An 18251-nucleotide genomic window follows, 5' to 3' on the forward strand; every position below is an offset into this window, starting at 1 on the left:
CAAGGAATACAAAAACATGGGGAAAAAAACAACTATTCTGAAGAGACTTCATTTCTTAATTTATCTATCGCTGATCGATAGGGACGATAGATTAGGGGTTCCGTTTCAAAACTCGTTTCAACGAGCATCAAAGGAGCATCCTCGTAGCCTAATCTATTGAGGTTCTGATTCCAGTATTCGAGGAAATACTCAACTTCCCATGCATTGATTCCTAGTCGTGGATCAAATGGAACAGGACCCGCTGCTCCACCTCCTCCTGGAGAAGGAGGAGGATAATCGACATCAAACTTGTACCAAATCACTTGACTTCCAAAAACTCCATTACCGGGGGTGTAGTTCGTTCCAAATCCGGGTCCATGGTAGGGTCCTCCACTCGAATAAGAGGTTGCATACTTGGTATCAAGACCGTTTGGCTCACCAATATCCCAGGTAGCAAGCGGTGCAAGAGATCCAAGAGAAACTTGATTCGGTGGAATAAAAATAGCAGAGGGAGGTTCTTGTGGACCTGAAGCTGCATAAATGGCTAATTTATTCGACGAAATATTAAAGTTTCCTCCATTGGTAAACGTCCCGCTTCCTGGAAGAGTCGGACTTTCTTGATCAAGGATCAGAGTTGCCACTGCATTGGGGGTATTAAGATTAAAGAGAATAGCCCCGACCTCCATATTATGATTGGCAACGGCAATCACGCTATCGCCCATGTTCACATTTCCAAAGAAATTCATGTTTGCACTCCCTGAAATTGCAAGGAGTGTCCCTGTTCCATTTGCATTGACTGTTTGAAAGTCAACACTCGAACCACCCACCTGACTAAAGTAGAGGTTGCGGTTATTCACAACATTTCCCGGACCATTATGAAGTGTCACTGCTGAAGAAAGGGCATTACTTCCATTCAAGCGGTTTTCGATCCGGATGTCTCCTGATGTTAAGTTCGTTGCTAAAACATCTCTTGAAAGTGTTTGGAATGTTGCATTTGGCCCAATTCCATTGATTCCTGTCATGGCAATGAAGTTGACGGTCCCTGTTGTTCCAGCATCGACGTTTCCAGCAACCTGTGTTATGGCACCGGCACCATTTGTCAAGTTGACGGTTTGATTCACTGCTGTTAATCCTATGCGGGTCACTCCATTAACTGTGACAGAGTTGACCATTAAGTTTCCACTTCCTGCCTGTGTGATTGTCAATGGACCTGTCACGGTTCCACCAAAATTTCCTCCAACGAGGTTATTGGTGATGTCGGTCCCTGTCATTGCAGTAAAAATACAATTGGTGGCTTGTGTTTGGGCTGTCACCCCTCCAAGAGGAGCAATAAAAGAGACTCCAACACCTTGACTGACGCCTGTTCCAGTAATTGATCCATTCGCAGCGTTATAGACAATTTCTCCATTAGAAACCCCTCCTGTTGTCAGTGCACTCACATTCCCATTTAAGGCAATACTTTGATCTGCTGCAAATGAGAGAAGACTCCCGCTACTTCTCACAATGTTTCCTCCGACACCTGCCGTGATCGAACCTGTAGGAGCTGTGATCGTGAGATTATTATAGGTATTCACGTGAGCAAAGGCTGGGTTTCCGTTCGCGTTTAAGATACAGAGATTTGGATCTCGGATACTGATTGTTCCATTTGCTGTGTTTGCTAATGGAAGAGTAATGTTTGAGCCTAGCCCCCCATTTAATGTTGAACCAGAATAGGGACTGTTATTAGCCCCGCTGACTCCTGGATTCGACGTACCTCGCGCCGCATTGATAATCAAGGTCTGCCCAGGGTTGAGAGTAAAAGGGATACTCGTTTGGACTAAGTTGTAGTCATTGGTTGCCGTTCCTTGATACATAGGATCAACAGTTTCGATATCAATGGTTCCATGAATTTGATTTGCCGCTTGGGTTAAGATGATCGCATCGGGAATGGGTGTAATATTAAAAACATCTACATCTCCACGTAAGTTGACAGTGATTGTGGGGTCTCCAGAAAAGGGCATAGCCAAATCGAGATCGAAGTTTGGCGTTGGGCCTGTTGCGTTGATCATAGGACCTTGCAAGTCTGGATCAACTCCATTGATGTAGTAATACCCTCCATGAAAGACAGTATTCCCATTATCAATAACTGGTGGGTTGGTTGTATTGAAGTCGCAATCTAGCCCTACGTACTGATCTCCCGATAAAGAGAGAGTCCCTGTGACATCGACTGTGTAATTTCCAGCAATTTCAGATGCACCTAAGTCTGTATTCACACTATTCACAAGATGAACTGTTCCCAAAGTTGTGGCTCGAGAAGTTACTACATTTAAATTCCCATCAATTTGCAAGCTGCTCGCACCATCTTGGTTAACAAGACCACCTGCTTCGAGGTAAAAATGGCCACCATTTTGCGTCGAAATATTGCGAAGGGTGATCCCTGATGCTTCAGAAATCACAATATCTCCTGTTACAGTAGAAGCGGTTAAAAAGTTCGTCACTGTCGCAATGTCTGTGCTACTACCTGGGCTAGGAACCCCTGAACCTATACCTGTATTTGCCTGTAAAATAACCTCATTCGACACAAAATTCGGTAAGAAAAGAGTTGTCGTTGTATCGGCAATTTTTCCGTTTGTTGCAGTGGCTGTAATCATTCCTGATGTCCCTGTGTTCACTTCTGCAACATTCAAATCATTGTCTGCAAATAAAGTGATATTTCCACCTTGGGTGATGATTTTTGCAGCGCCATTCATTGAGATGTTGCCACTGGTCGCTGTTTCCGAGACTGTTCCAGCCACCCCGCTCGAAACTGTAACCGTTCCATTCACCCCATGAGTGATTCCGGTATTCCCCATCACAGAAATGCTACCTGTATTTGATGTCACAGTCTGGTTAAGTGCCACAGCCCCTGTATTTGCATCTAAATTGATGGTTCCGGCATTCCCAGCTACAACAGGACTTGTCACGGTTAGATTTCCATTAGCAGTTTGGATATCGATGTTACCGCTATTTGTTTGAGCACTATTAGCGCCCCCATTCCAATTTGTGAGCTGCAATCCACCTGCTGTATCAGAAAGATAAATATCACCTGTTCCAGTCACTCTTCCCTGGAATTGACTAACGGTGCTTTGTAAGATATTGCCACTTGCTCCGATTCCTGATGAGGCTAGAGCATACCCTTTACTTCCAATTAGGTTGACCACCGGGCCGGCTACTCGTGAAATATTTCCACTTGTTGCATTGAGGAAAATATCGCCTGTTGATGCATTGACCTGCGACACTGCAATGCTATTGCCTGCGCTAAGAGTTGCAGCCCCCCCTTGTGTCGAAATCAAAGAGGCTCCATCCATTGTGACATTGCCAGTCGTCGCTGTCTCTGTCACTGTTCCACCTGCCCCACTCGTCACAGAGACGTTCCCAGCAGCTTGGTGTGTAATGTTCGTGCTTCCGGTAATTGTAATACCGCCTGTGTTCGTGCTCACAGACTGGCTAAGCACCACATCAGCACCATTTGCGTTCAAATTGATGGTTCCGGTTCCTCCTGCAATAACGGGATCTACCACTGTCAAGGTCCCAGCACCATTTTGGATGTCAATCACGCCGTCATTTGTTTGGACGCTATTTCCCACAATGTTCCAATCTGTGAGTTGTAATCCACCGGCTGTGTCAAAGAGATAAACATCTCCTGTTCCGGTCACATCTGCTTGGAATTCACTAAGAGTACTCTGTAAGATGTTCCCACTCGCTCCGATTCCTGTTTGCGCAATTGCATACCCTTTTTCTCCAATCAGATTGACGACAGGTCCTGCCACACGTGAAATGTTTCCTCCGGTAGCAGTGAGGAAAATGTTTCCTGCTGCTGCATTCACAGCAGAAACAGCTATGCTGTCTCCAGCAGTCAGTGTTGCACTTCCACCTTGCGTGGTAATTGTGGATGCCCCATCCATTGTGACATTGCCAGTCGTCGCTGTCTCTGTTACTGTTCCGCCAACACCACTTGTTACAGTGACATTTCCCCCCACTTGATGTGTCACATTTGCATTTCCCATAATCGTGATACTACCGGTGTTGGTGGTCACTGTAGCACCTAAAATCACACTGCTTGCATTCGCATCTAAATTGATGGTTCCAGTTCCTCCTGCTACAACAGGGGCTAATGCTGTGAGATTTCCTGTAATGGTTTGGATGTCAATAAGCCCGCTATTTGTCTCTGCGCTATTTCCCACTAGATTCCATTGTGTCAGCTGAAGTCCACCAGCTGTATCGGAAAGATAAATGTCTCCTGTTCCAGTCACCCTTCCTTGGAACTGACTGAGAGTACTTAAAATAGGTGTTCCAAGAGTCCCAATTCCAATTGCAGCAGAGCAATATCCATTTCCTCCAATGAGATTAGATGTTGGGCCTACTACTCTCGCAATATTACCTGTAGTGGCAGTGACAAAAATGTTTCCTCCACTTGTCGTGACTTGCGCAAGCTGAACACTATTTGAGGAAGATAATGTTGCGATTCCACCAGCTGTTGTATAAACGGTTCCGTTTACCATGGTCAGATTACCTGCACTGGCATTCACACTAATGGTCCCCGTTCCAGTTGTTGTGAGATCTCCATCTGCCGAATGAATAATAGCTCCAGTTGCCGCAAGTTGAATCGGACCGTTTGTTGCTGTTACACCTTGATGGACTAAGAGTGTTCCTCCAAACGGTGTTGCTACTTTAATCCCATTCACTCCTGAAGAAGCCAAACCTGATCGCACTAAACCGTCAACAACAACACTGTCAATGATAATGTTTCCCACGACAGAATTTGCGATATCGATCGCACCTGCTGTGCTATCCCCTCCAATAGATGTTGCTCCTCCACCCAATTCTAAAAAGACATTTGATTGTGCGGTAAATGCAACATTTGTTCCTGCGTTCAGCTGAAGATCTTGAGCTCCTGTTCCTATCCCTCCACCAACAGCGCTCACCTTGATGTTTGTCGCTTGAGTCAGAGCACTTCCTTGAACCGTTCCACTTGTCGAAGTGTAGCTTACATTTCCATTGAGAGCTCCAAGAACAGTTAAGTTACTGATAGCTTGACTTACAGTAATATTCCCTTGGGCATTGAGTCTTAAGTTGGTTCCTGCTGCTCGAACGGTCTGACTATCAGCCCCGTTTGACACCCCACCTGCTTGAGAAGTGATTTGAAGATCCCCATAGGTATTTACATATTGAAGGGTGAGATCAGGTCCGGTTTCAAGTGTCGCGTTATAAGGATCACGAATCGAAACCCAATCTAGAAACTGATTATTTGGACCTATATTGGTGAGTGTAACGTTTGATCCATTTCCTCCATTCAATGCTGAGCTATCAAAAGGACTACTATTCGGATTGACAATTCCAGGAGTAAAATTCGTTCCTTTTGCGGCATTAATGGTCAGCTTTTGCGCAGGCTGCAAAGCAATTGCTGCAGTATTTATCAAGTTGTAGTCTTGAGAATTGAATTGCAAATCTGGGTCGACAGTATTGAGAGTGAGAGTGTTTATAATGCTATTATTCGTCCCATTAATAATAATGGCATCTGCAGCTTGAGGATTGTTTGCTGAATAATTTCCACCACGCAAGTTAACAGTGATGTCGCCTGTTGTCGCTAAAGAAACTGTGCTCAGGTCAAAGTTAGGCCCTCCCCCGCTTGCATTGACAAGGTTATATCCACCAACAGGAGGTGGTGTCGTTTCTGTTCCCCCAACTTTCACTTCAAACCCATTGAGATCATAAGCACCTGCAACTACGGTGTAGTCAATCCCAACTTTAGAATTACCACCTAATGTGAGGGTATTGCCTCCAATGTTGATGTCTAGATTACCTGCAACAATCGAGCCATTTAATGTGAGATTTCCTCCATTTCGAACATCTGCTTTTCCAATCGTTCCACTGCGCGTTGTAAATTTTGCATTGCTGACTTGTAAGAGTGGGTTCCCTGCAATTTGCTGGATGACGTCATTCGCGTTGATGTCGAGAGTTCCATTATTAAGTGAGATAGCTCCCAAATTAAGCGCCGATTGTTCAAAAATCACAACACCACCAGCTCCCCCAACAGTTGCGATGAGCGTTCCAATATTCGTCCCAATCGCCGTAGGATCAACTGAAAGTCCCGATCCAACCCCTGTTTGGGCTGTCAAAGTTGCCTGATCTCCAGTAAGAATCGGAGGAGTATTTGCTCCCGAATTATTCACGATGGCGCCTGTTGTTGCTGTCAAGTTGAGTGTTCCCACTCCTCCTGCAACGACAGGATTTGTAATAATTAAGTTTCCTGTTTGTACTTCGACCTGGATCAGACCATTCGTTGTTTGAACACTATTGCCAGGGATATTCCAATCGGTCAAGTTGATCCCATTAGTTTCTTGTAAGGTTATGGGGCCTACCCCAGTGACATTTGCTTGGAAATCTGTCAGTGTACTGCGGATGGGTGTCGCAGAGATCCCTATTCCTGTTGCAGAAGCGCAATATCCTCTTCCCCCAATTAAATTGACTCCAGCGCCAACGCGTGTAATGGTCCCTCCAGTTGCTTCGATCTTGAGATCCCCTGCTAACACATTTACATTCGAAACAATAACATTTGTTCCTGCTGTTAAATTGGCCGCTCCCCCCTGCGTCACAACCATCGACGCTCCATTCATTGTGATATCGCCAGTTGTCGCTGTTTCAGTGACTGTCCCTCCTATTCCACTTGAAACAGTGACAATTCCACTTGCTCCATGTGTCACATTTGTATTTCCAGTAATGGTGATGCTACCTGTGCTTGATGTCACAGTCTGGTTAAGTGCCACAGCCCCTGTATTTGCATCTAAATTGATGGTCCCCGCATTCCCAGCTACAACAGGATTTGTCACGGTTAAGGCACCAGCTGCAGTTTGGATATCAATGTTACCGCTATTTGTTTCAGCACTATTGATGCCCCCATTCCAATTTGTGAGCTGCAATCCACCTGCTGTATCGGAAAGGTAGATATCTCCAGGTAATGCAACTCTTCCTTGGAATTGATTAAGGGTGCTTTGTAAGATATTGCCACTTGCTCCGATCCCTGACGAGGCTAGAGCATATCCTCTTCCCCCTATCAAGTTAGTCGGGGGACCGGTAATTCTAACAATGCTTCCTGTTGTCGAATTAAGAAAGATGTCTCCAGTCCCAACATTGATTTGTGAGACTTCGATATTGACATGAGCGTTCAGCGATGCGTTCCCATTACCTGTTGTATATATTGTATTAGGATCCATGTTAATAGCTCCGCTCGTTGCATTGACAACGATTGCATTCACCCCAATAGTTGTAAGATCTCCATTCGCTCCATGAGTCACTCCTCCACTTGCTGTCAGCTGGATAGGGCCATTATTGCCTGTCACAGCTTGATTCACCAATATGTCACCAGCAATTGTGACGACTTGAGTTCCGCTCGCACCAGCTGATGTCAGACCCATTCGAGACAACCCATCAATCGTGAGATTTCCAACGGTCAGATTTCCACCACTAGATGTCTCAATATCTATCGCTCCGGTAGTACTATCTCCCGCCATAGTTACTGCACCATTTAAGTTAAGAAAGACATCGTTTGCTGCCGTAAAAACCAGCTGTCCCGTATCGAATGTGAGGTCCTGTCCTCCAGTCCCAATTCCTCCAGCAACAGAAGAGATCTTAACTTGAGAGGCTCGACCTAATGCGGGGCCTGTAATGGATCCTGCCGTTGAGGTGTAACTTAAGATTCCATTCAAAGCTCCAGGAATAGTCAAGTTACTGACAGTTCCACCGATGGTGAGATTCCCATTGCTTTCGAGGCTCAGCTTCGATCCCGCTGAGCGCATTGTTTCTCCTGTTGCACCGGTCATGATCGCACCAGAGCTCGTCTTGATCGTTGTATCGCCATATGTGTTAACATATTCTGTTAACAGGTTGGGGCCCGCTTCAAATGTCGTCGTATAGGAATCCCGAATAGAAACCCACCCCTGAAACGTGTTGGCAGGAGCATGATTGACGATGTTAACAATTGACCCATTTCCAAGGTTGAGGCTCGAATTGTCATAAGGGCTACTTTTAGGATTGACAACCCCAGGGGTAAAGTTCGCTCCTTTTGCCGCATTCACAATAAAATTCTGCATCGCCCCCAAAGAAATCGGTAGAGTGTTCTTTAAGTTGTAATCTTTTGCAGAGAATGAAAGGTTCGGGTTAACTGTTGTAAGAGTTAAGCTGTTGGAAATCGAGTTATTTGTACTATTGATGAGAATTGCATTGGCAGGTTGAGGATTAGTTGCAGAATAAAAACCTCCTCGCAAATTGACAATGATGTTCCCTGTAGGTGCTAGTGTGACTGAGCTTAAATCAAAGTCATCTAACACGCCACTTGCAGTGACAACATTGACTCCTGCTGTTGGGGGAGTCGTTGACGTTCCTCCTACATTGACTGTAAATCCGCTTAGATTATAGGTTCCAGCTGTGACAGTGTAATTGATTCCAACATCGGTATTTCCGTTGAGTCCGAAAGTATTTGCCCCAACATCAACGAAGAGACTTCCTGCAACAAGTGAGGCATTGAGTAACAAGTTAACGCTATTTTTTACGTCAGCAGTCCCTATATTGAGAGCTCTAGTTGTAAAAAGGGCGTCAGTCGCAGCTAACGTGGGATTCCCTGCCACTTGCTGAATGAGACCATTCGCATTGATATCAACAGTTCCATTCGGAGCGCTGATATTTCCTAAATTGAGACCACTTTGTTCATAAATGATAAGGCCACCTGATCCCCCTGTCACCGTGCCAATTAACGTTGTGAGATCTGTTCCAATTGCTGTAGAACTCGTCGAAGTTCCCGAGCCCGCTCCTAAAGCCGAGGTGAGCGTTCCTTGATTTCCGATTAAGATCGCTGGGGAATTAGCTCCTGAATTATTTGAAATGGTTCCTGTAGTGGCCGTAACACTGATATTTCCAGCTCCCACATTTATCTGAGTCAGCAGAGCAGAATTGGAAGCAAGAAGGGTTGCGTTCCCCCCTGCTGTTGTAAAACTAATCCCTGAGTTCATTGTGATATTGCCAGCAGTTGCTGTAACATTAATGACCCCTGTACCTCCTGTTGTTAAATGTCCACTTCCAACATGGGTAACACTACTTCCTAAAATGACGAGGTTCCCTGAGGTGGAACTGACATCTTCAAGAACAGTGATCGCACCAGGAGCATTCAAATTCACCATTCCCGATCCACCTGCAACCACATCATTCGAAACAATGATGCCTCCTAGAGTTGTTGCAATCGCAATCGATCCATTACTTGCTGTCTGAACGGCATTTCCTGGAATATTCCAAGCGATGAGATTGAGAGCTTGAGAGTTAGTAATTGTAATAGATTCATTGCCTAAAACAGAAGTTGATGTGACACCTTGAAATTGATTCAAAGTCGTAGGGAGATTCCCCGTCTCACCAGAAGTAATATATGCACGGTTTCCAATCAAGTCGACTAAAGCCACAGAGTTATCACTGACCTGTCCTCCTGCACTGATGAAAATATCTCCTGTGTTGGTGACATTGACAACTCCTAAACGAACGTGATCTGTAGCCGTCAAATTGGCCGTTCCTCCACCTGTTGTCACAGTGCCCGAATCGGCTAATAGAATATTTCCACCGTTTGCCGTCAAGCTTGCAGAACCTAATGTTGTTGTGATCGAGCTCGTCAAACCTGAGCTAAAAAGAACTGCCCCAGCACTTGTCAGTGAGAAAGTCCCTTGCTGCGTATTATAGGTATTGGCTGCAACTCCTGAATCAGTGAAATTCCCCGCAAGCGTCGTTAACGTCATTGTCCCCAATCCCGTTGTTGCAAGAGAAGATCCGCCTGCTACGGCTATCCCGGCAGGAGATCCCGAGGTATCTTGCCCAGTTCCTGTCAGTTGAATATTTCCCCCTGTTGCGCTGATCGATGCCCCATTTAAAGAAATCCCCTGGCTTAAAGCTGCCCCAGTATTTCCCGTTCCAGTCAATGTGATATTACCCGAAGTAGAGCTCACCGTTCCCGAAGTGACAAGTACACCAGGTGACGTTGCCGCAGAGCCATTGTTTGTTCCCTGGATCATAATGGTCCCTGATCCAGGAGTTGTGACCGTCCCCCCGATCTCAACTCCAGGACTCCCTGCTGTAGCAGAACTCACTCCCGTAATTGAGATGTTTCCAGATCCTGCAACTTGAGCGGTGATTCCCGCAGCTAGTAACACACCGCGAGAGTTGGTTCCTTGAGAGCTCGTTCCATTTAGGACCAATCCACCCGGAGAAGTGACAGTTCCAGTTGTGATAAGTTCTACACCATGGTTAAGGGTTGTTCCATTTCCTCCGACTCCGATGATCGAAACAACACCACTTGTCGAAGCTAGAGTTCCCCCATTTTCAATAAAAGCCCCAACATTATGAGCCCCTCCAGCCCCACTATTGCTCGTCCCACTAACAGTCAAGCTCCCACTGTTTGTCATCACTTTGGAGTTTGCACCTGTTAAATAGACCCCATAATTATTTCCACTTCCTGATCCAGATGTTCCCGTAATCGAAGCAATCCCAGAGCCTCCTAGATTAACCTGAGATCCACTTTGGACAATCACCCCATAACCATTATTTCCTGTGCCCCCATTCCCACTAAAAGTGACATTTCCTCCAGTCGTTGTCAACATAGCGCCAGATGTCAGATCGATTCCCGCATTACTAGAACCTCCTACACTATTATTTGTTCCCGTAATACTGACCGCTCCACTCGTCGCAGCGATCGTGCCAGTTGCTGCACCATCTACTAACACACCGCGACTGCTTGTCCCCGTTGTCGTTCCTACTATTGTTACACTGCCAGTTCCTGAAGAATTGACTGCGCCTGCAACTTGCACAGCGTGAGAACCAGTTCCTGTCCCTGTTGAATTCCCCGTAATTGAAATCGCCCCCACCCCACTTGTTAGCGCCGTTACCCCATTGGAAATCAAAACTCCCACAGAACTATTGCCAGCTGAACTTGTTCCGTTTAAGACCAATCCAGCTGGAGAAGTCACAGCCCCAGTTGTGACAAGTTCCACACCATGGTTCAGAGATGTTCCATTTCCTCCCGTTCCTTTAACCGTCACAATGCCGCTTGTCGAAGCTAGAGTTCCCCCACTTTCAATAAATACCCCAACATTATGCGCCCCTCCCGCACCTGAGCCCCCGGTTCCGATTAAAGAAGCAGCTCCACTTGCCGAAGTCACTGAACTGCCCGCACCAGTAAGGTAGACGCCATAAGTGTTTCCACTTCCTGTTCCCGCCGTTCCTGTAAGAGAAATAAGACCCGATCCTGATGCTATAACATCAGCCCCATTATGGATAAAGACTCCATAACCATCATTACCTGCTCCACCTTGCCCCATAAAGGTGATACTTCCACTTCCAGAAGACGTGACAGCAAGCCCCTGAGTGAGATGGATGCCAGAATTCACGGTCGTTCCAGTACTTGAACCTGTTCCATTAATGGTAATATTACCTGTTCCAGTTGACCGAACATAAGAGCCCAAGTCACCAGCTGTTCCTAATAAGAAGCCCTCATTATTAATCGTCGTTCCTTTACCTGTTCCATTAATCACTAAATTTCCATTGTTCACTGAAACGAAAGAGGGGCCTCCCCCACCTGAAGAAGTGACTTTTACACCACGAGCTTCACTGGTTCCAACCCCGCTTCCCATGCCGGTTAATGTCACAGCTCCTACACCTGTTGATTGAACTCCTCCATTGAGTTGAAGCTCAATCCCTGTACATTCATTTCCCGTTCCGTTCGAGGTCCCGCTTAAGTTAATCACCCCGTCAACAGACGTCACTCTTCCTCCCAATCGGATATCAATTCCATCACTTGTTCCCGCAGCACCTGAAACAGTTCCAGTCATACTAAGAGGTCCCATACTTGTTGTGCTAACCGATCCTTCCACCACAATCGCGTCAGAAATTCCAGCTCCAGTCGTTCCAGCAACACAATTAATTCCACCTACAGAAGAGACATTTCCTTGAAAATAAATTCCATGACTTGCATTCCCTGCTGTGTTCCCAGTGATTGAAACACTGCCGGTTCCCGTATTGGTGACACTTCCAATAATGTGTACACCATGTGTTGACGTCCCTGCCCCAGTAGCATTTCCAGTGATGGAAATTGCCCCTGTCCCTGATGACAAAGCCGCTGATCCAGCAGGAACTAATACCCCAGTCGAATTATTTCCATTTGAACTTGTCCCGATTAACGTCACGCCTCCAGAGGATGTCACGTTTCCTGTTGGGCTTAAAGCAACACCATGATTGTTTGTTCCCCCCGTTCCCCCAACTCCAGTGACTGTAATCAAGCCACCAGCTGAGCTGGTCGTAGGGCCATGTAAGTTAACTCCAGCAGAATTTCCCGTCGCAGATGTCGAACCTGTCCCATTAAACGTGATCGTACCCGCACCCGTTGCAGAAATTGTTCCCCCTACATCAATTCCATGACATCCTGTCCCTCCTCCACGTGATAGACCGGTCAGCAAGATCGGCCCAGAGCTACTCATGAGGGTTCCAGCCACATTAATTCCATTAAGGTTAGAACCAGCAGATAAAGTCGAAGTTCCATTCAAAGTAATGGGGCCACTCGTTGTAATGAGGCTCCCGCTAATGTCAATCCCCACATTATTTCCGGTTCCATTTCCCTGTGCTACAAAATTGAAGCCTCCTCCATTATTAGCCTGAAGCGTCGTCCCACCTGTGACGGTGATTTTCCGATAGGCTGTTGCAGAAAGAATTCCTGTCCCATTCCAGCTAAAGCTCGCTTCAAAATCAATATTACCATTCGTCCCTCCAGCACCTGTCGAATCAATCAAGACATTCGTCCCTCCAGCAAGTATCCCTGTAAAATCATTGGGATTTAAGTTTGCAGTGCTAGGAGGAGCCGTTGGCTTATAGGTATTAGGACCACCCTGAGGAAACGGTGGGTTTGATGCGACAAATCGCACCCGAATTCTGGGAGGATCAAGAAGGAGCTTCCCATTTGCACCATTTAAAGAAGAGGCATTGACAGGACCCTTAAAGATATAATCGTTACTTTTTGCTGAAACTTCAACAAGCCCCCCATCGCCCACTTCGCCCAAAGCTGCAGCAGAAATGTCTCCATAATAATGAGCCGCTTCATCCCCCCACACGATGACCTTTCCACCATCCCCATGATGTCCATCCGCTCGAATCTTTGCACCTTTATCTATATAGGTCGCTCGTGCATTAGATATTTCTGGATTATCCCCCCTATAATCTCCCCCAATTAAGACCTCTCCCCCAATACGACCTGATACATCTATAGCTGCCCCTTCCGTAAGATGAACCTCGGTCCCTAAAGCGTGAACCACCCCAGATTCAGCTTGAATCATCCCTGCAACTTCTGTTTTACCCGAGTCTGCAACTAGAAGAACCCGCCCACTGCGGTGCGCGATACCTGTCGCTTCGATCTCTCCTCCATGTCGAATCGCTAAAGCAAACGGATTACCCCTTGCTTTAATTTCTACTTCTGCAGCCCGAATCACTCCATCATTTGAAGCCCCAACCTCAGAAGAATCAATTTCCTTTCGAATAAAAAGACGCTCCTCTCCTTCCATCGCAAGAAAAACTTCCGCACCTCCACCCAAACCAGCAACGCCCCCGTCCGCATGAATCGTTCCTTCATTCGAAACGTGATAACCAATCAGAAAAACATCTCCACCTTTCGCATGAATCGTTCCAAGATTGATAACACTTCCTTTGCCATCCCCCTTAAAGAGAAAGTCGCCTCCTTTTAAAAACTGATCGTTTGAAAGATCAAGAGAAGATGCCACAAAACCTGCGGTATCAATCACACCTTCTTTCCCAATGAGAATGCCGTTTTGGTTGAGAAGAAAAACATACCCATTTGATGTGAGTAATCCATTGATCAGACTTTTTTCCGAACCGATCACCCGATTCAGAACAGCTGAAGCGCTTGAATTTTGACAAAACCGGACAATCTCCCCCGCATCGATCGAAAAGCTGTCCCAATGAATAATTGTCTTGTTTCGTGAATAAATTTCCATTTCATTCGCGTTGGACTGAAACGTTGCATGCCCGTGAACCGGTGTTCCATTTTTTGGACCTGCAAAAAGACTTACTCCCCCTAACAGAAATAGGCCTATAGCAAGAGACAATTTACCCATAACTGAAGCAATGCCATAAAAAAAATTTCAAAGCAAGTCCTATTAGACACAAAATCTCCCCCCACTTTAAACTTTGACCCATGATAGAAATCCAGCGCAAACCAGACTTATCTATAGGATGCCTGAAGCTTTGGATTCATGAACGTGAATTCCTAGATTCAGATGATTATTGGGATGGAAATTGGCTAGCAGCAACAGCCCACTATATAACGGCTTCATCATCTGTCAAAATCTCAGGTCCCTTTATCCATCTTTCAGATCTAGCCAATCTTAAAGATAGCTTTCAGAAACTAAGCGCGAACTTGTCAGGAACATTGCAGGTCGAATTCATGGAGCCCCACCTTAGTTTTGAATTTGACATGAGCTATTTAGGGCAATGCATAGTTGTTATCTCTATGATATCTTACAATATGGAAGAAGAGCACCGTTTCAGCTGCCAACTCGATCAATCTTACTTCCCCACCATCATTGAGGAACTCAAACGCATCGAAACAACCCACCCTTTTAAAGGAGTGTAAGAGATGACAGCGCCCACCCTTGAAACCAAACGTTTACTTCTCCGCCACTGGAAAAGTGAAGATCTTCCACTCTTTGCCAAAATGAACTCTGATTCTCAAGTCATGGAATACTTTCCCCAAAAGCTCAACTCTGAAGAAAGTGACCAACTTGCCAAAAGGATAGAACAAGAGCTCGAAGAAAAAGAATTCGGACTATGGGCAGTGGAAGTCAAAAACAAAATACCTTTTATCGGCTTTGTTGGTCTCCACATCCAAAATTTTGAGGCACACTTCACCCCCTGCATCGAAATCGGATGGAGACTCGCTCATCCTTATTGGAGAAAAGGATACGCCTACGAAGCTGCCACAAAAGTTCTTTCCTATGCCTTTGAAACCTTAAAGCTTGAAGAAATCGTCGCCTTCACCCTCCCTTCCAACACCCCTTCTCGTAAGCTTATGGAAAAGCTTGGCATGACATACGACCCAAAAGACGATTTCGAAAACTCAAAACTTCCCGAAGGGCACCCCATGCGCCCCCACGTCCTTTACCGATTAAAAAAATGCTAAACTTGCGTATCATTTTCACTCTGACCCTCAACGGCTTCATTTTCATGCAACTTTTTATTTAAATTGATGAAAATCCACCTAGTTTTATTATGAAACTTCGGGCATAATTCTTCGAAAAAATGGCAGAAATATGATTGAAGTCTCCTTTCTTACAAGCCTCTACCGTCCTCTCCCAAGCGACCCTTTAAATCACCCTTGCGAATCATTGAAAACTCTTTTTTTTAACCATGCTGAGCTTACCTGGTCGGTAAGTATGACACATGGCCTAAAGCTAAAGTCACAGGCAGAACCTATATTTTGGAGCAAGTATTCTATCACACAACTGTTTAACTGGACCACACTTGGTCTACTGCTAGCTATCCAAACAAAGCTTACGCTCTTTGCTTTAGGAGTATTACTCACAGGAAAATTATACCATTACTCAACAGTCATCAATTCTCCTTCAACAAGCATCCCTCTCAAAAAAACTGAGCCTCCTATTCACTCCTCACTCCCACCAGAAATCGAGCCTTCACTACCAGAACTCTTTGACTTTTTGTTTAAAAATCTACTGACAAAGGAAACTCTTCCAACAATTGCAACCCTTGGGTCAAAATTAGATGAAATCAACAAATTCTTAGACACTTTCAATACAAAATATTCTTCTCAACTCAAAGCCATTGGGTCATTCCACTCAAACATCCCAAATGATCCTTGGCAAACCATCAAAATCATCGACCTCGGTGTGAAAGAAGAAGGCAAAGAATCCCCATTTCTCACAAAGCTTCATCACATGCTAACAAATGAATTCGGTATTCTTTCTAATGGAGGAAATTCTGGAGTCCAATCGATTTCAAAAGACACTCCTAAAAAAGTCCCTTGTTCCTTCCGGCAAACCTCAGGAACATTCATGTACCCACAACTCCAAATTTCTCGTATTGATATAGAAAAAATTCTGGGCTCATTTAAGACCACAGAAGAGTATGTCGCGCAACTCAAAAAAGCCTACGGAAGTTAAGACTCCATTCCTAAACGAACCAATCTCACCCGACTCTCTAAATCTCCTTCGACTTCCAAAACCTTGATTTTTCCCAAAATACCCAATGAATCATCTAAAATAAGCTCTTCCATTTTTTCATTAGCTTTTTTTCTAAACTTCTCATTTTCAGAGGAAGGAACAGAAATTCTATCGGGAGATTCTATCGGTAGAAAAACAATCAAATCTAAAAAAGCTAGAGCCTCTTCCATTTCTTCAATCCAAGACACCACATCCACTTTTTTAGAGATCACCATAGCATAAGCCAAAAAATCTAACGGGCACCGGTCCAAAAGAACATTCGGCCCACTTTCTTCAATCAAATCAAGACAGTACCAAAATTGCTCTTCAAAATCTGCAACCACTGGTGGATCTGAAAAAATATACCCTTCTTGCTCAAGCAAGAAATAAGGTTCGTCCATCGCAACATACCCCTTCAACTCTTTCTCTAAAGCTTCCACCAAAGTTGACTTCCCCGAATGATGTGTTCCTGAAACTGCAATTCTCATCTAGCCCTTCCTTCAAATTCTTGAGAAAACTTCGTCATAAATCGACTGAGATGAGGGTCCATGTGGCTTTGCGGAATCCTGTCGTAAGAAAACCATTTAATCTCATGAAATTCATCTCGATCAAATGCATACTCATGCTGCGCATTGCCCTGCACAAGATACCACATGGAAACATCCGTATGAGGGCTACTCTCATTCACTGTTTGAGCAACGGTTAGAAAAAAAGGATCTTCTTGAAGCAATTGAGCTTCAACAGACAACTCTTCCAACATTTCCCTCTCCACCGTTTCTCGAGGATGTTCATTCCATTCGACATGTCCACCTGGAGGGAGCCATAAGTTTGCCTTTTTATGATGTACAAGGAGAATTTTCCCTAGGTCTAAGTCTACCGGCACAAAGTAAGAAACAAGATGGACAGGAGGAGTTGCAGGTTTTTCGCGTCTAAAAATTTCCACTCCAGACTTCAACCATTGCAAAGTAAAAACTTGATCGGACCGTTCCATCTGATCTCCCGGACGTAATCGATCAATCATTTGTATCATTTCAGCACTCAGTTCCATATCCTTCCTTAACCGTCTGATAAATTCGGACCCGTTTTAAAAAACGAGACATTTTTAGCCACAATTGAATCGATTTGAACTTCTATCATGACATCCAACGGCCTCACTACCTGTTTCACAAACCATTCATTCCACATAGCTTTATCCTTCCCCAAATATTTCCCAACAAAGCGCTCAAGCCTCTTGGGACAAACTTGATACAAAATCGCTTTCCCTCTCACACCAACATGCAACAATTTTCCCATATCTAGGCCAAAATCCACAACAGATAAGGCGCATCTCGGCTCTTTTTTTAGCCGCTGAACAAAACTATCCCCAGTTAACCCAAATAACCAAACTCTCTCTTCTTCATATAGAAACCAAAGTGGAGAACTCCTCGGGCCTTCATTACTAAACGAAGCCAGATGAATCATCAAAGGCTGATCTAACACAATTTGAGGATCAAAATCTCTTCCCATCGCTTTTCTCTTATCGCCTGATATTAACGATTCTTCCCTGATTGATTGCTTGAAGGAAGGAAGGACAAATTTTTACTAGAGACTTCTCTGATCCTCCACCTGTATAAATCACATCCTTTTCTAAAACTTTCGGATCAATTAAAAAAATTGCCGAAAAGCCAAAAGAAGGTGTTCCTCCGCAAGGATAGCCCGTTTTCTTCAAAATCTCTTCAGGAGTTGCAAGGCGTGGTCGATCAATACCTAAAACTTTTCCCACCTTCTTACTACTCGCATTACCTTCTCCCCCAACAATTGCCACAATCAATTGATCATCTGAAGTCATCATACAAACATTTTTTACAAAATCACTTGAGTTACCATTAACAGCTTCCGCCGCCTGTGCAATTGAATGACAAGAAACTTCAAATGAAAGATGACTTCCTTTTACCTGATGCTCATTCATGTACTGTTTTAACTTTTCTTCATAATCCAACATTCAATCCTCCTCTTCAGAATCTGAAA

At 44.9% G+C, this 18251-nt stretch carries 8 protein-coding genes; 3 read left to right on the forward strand and 5 right to left on the reverse strand.

What is annotated here, in order from left to right:
- Positions 1–32 precede the first annotated feature (32 nt).
- Positions 33–14144: a filamentous hemagglutinin N-terminal domain-containing protein gene (locus tag SNE_RS10630; protein ID WP_013944437.1), complete on the reverse strand. Its 14112-nt coding sequence runs from the start codon at positions 14142–14144 to the stop codon at positions 33–35.
- 80 nt (positions 14145–14224) lie between these two features.
- On the opposite strand from SNE_RS10630, the gene SNE_RS10635 reads away from it, so the two are divergent.
- From SNE_RS10635 to SNE_RS10645, 3 genes are all read left to right on the forward strand, one after another.
- Positions 14225–14662: a WapI family immunity protein gene (locus SNE_RS10635; RefSeq protein ID WP_013944438.1), complete on the forward strand. Its 438-nt coding sequence runs from the start codon at positions 14225–14227 to the stop codon at positions 14660–14662.
- A 3-nt stretch (positions 14663–14665) separates the two neighbouring features.
- Complete coding sequence (locus SNE_RS10640; RefSeq protein WP_013944439.1) at positions 14666–15208, forward strand: GNAT family N-acetyltransferase; 543 nt, start codon at positions 14666–14668, stop codon at positions 15206–15208.
- 130 nt (positions 15209–15338) lie between these two features.
- Positions 15339–16205: a type III PLP-dependent enzyme domain-containing protein gene (locus tag SNE_RS10645; RefSeq protein ID WP_013944440.1), complete on the forward strand. Its 867-nt coding sequence runs from the start codon at positions 15339–15341 to the stop codon at positions 16203–16205.
- Here the strand turns inward: SNE_RS10645 and SNE_RS10650 are convergent.
- The 4 genes from SNE_RS10650 to SNE_RS10665 are packed head-to-tail and all read right to left on the reverse strand — an operon-like array spanning position 16202 to position 18225.
- Positions 16202–16732, reverse strand: coding sequence for an AAA family ATPase (locus SNE_RS10650; RefSeq protein ID WP_013944441.1), 531 nt, complete (start codon positions 16730–16732; stop codon positions 16202–16204). The genes SNE_RS10645 and SNE_RS10650 overlap by 4 nt on opposite strands.
- On the reverse strand, positions 16729–17274 hold the full coding sequence (locus SNE_RS10655; protein ID WP_231919507.1) for an NUDIX hydrolase: 546 nt from the start codon (positions 17272–17274) through the stop codon (positions 16729–16731). Before SNE_RS10655 ends, SNE_RS10650 begins: the two co-directional genes overlap by 4 nt.
- A 26-nt stretch (positions 17275–17300) precedes the next feature.
- A complete protein-coding gene (locus tag SNE_RS10660) occupies positions 17301–17750 on the reverse strand; it encodes a pyridoxamine 5'-phosphate oxidase family protein (RefSeq protein ID WP_013944443.1) in 450 nt (149 codons plus the stop codon).
- A gap of 10 nt (positions 17751–17760) precedes the next feature.
- Positions 17761–18225: an aminoacyl-tRNA deacylase gene (locus tag SNE_RS10665; protein WP_013944444.1), complete on the reverse strand. Its 465-nt coding sequence runs from the start codon at positions 18223–18225 to the stop codon at positions 17761–17763.
- Positions 18226–18251: the final 26 nt, after the last annotated feature.

The organism is Simkania negevensis Z (assembly GCF_000237205.1).
Classification (GTDB): domain Bacteria; phylum Chlamydiota; class Chlamydiia; order Chlamydiales; family Simkaniaceae; genus Simkania; species Simkania negevensis.

Coding starts and splice junctions, on each gene's coding strand:
- SNE_RS10650 (WP_013944441.1), bottom strand. CDS start 16,732: ATGAGAATTGCAGTTTCAGGAACACATCATTCGGGGAAGTCAACTTTG.
- SNE_RS10660 (WP_013944443.1), bottom strand. CDS start 17,750: ATGGGAAGAGATTTTGATCCTCAAATTGTGTTAGATCAGCCTTTGATG.
- SNE_RS10665 (WP_013944444.1), bottom strand. CDS start 18,225: ATGTTGGATTATGAAGAAAAGTTAAAACAGTACATGAATGAGCATCAG.
- SNE_RS10630 (WP_013944437.1), bottom strand. CDS start 14,144: ATGGGTAAATTGTCTCTTGCTATAGGCCTATTTCTGTTAGGGGGAGTA.
- SNE_RS10635 (WP_013944438.1), top strand. CDS start 14,225: ATGATAGAAATCCAGCGCAAACCAGACTTATCTATAGGATGCCTGAAG.
- SNE_RS10640 (WP_013944439.1), top strand. CDS start 14,666: ATGACAGCGCCCACCCTTGAAACCAAACGTTTACTTCTCCGCCACTGG.
- SNE_RS10655 (WP_231919507.1), bottom strand. CDS start 17,274: ATGATACAAATGATTGATCGATTACGTCCGGGAGATCAGATGGAACGG.
- SNE_RS10645 (WP_013944440.1), top strand. CDS start 15,339: ATGATTGAAGTCTCCTTTCTTACAAGCCTCTACCGTCCTCTCCCAAGC.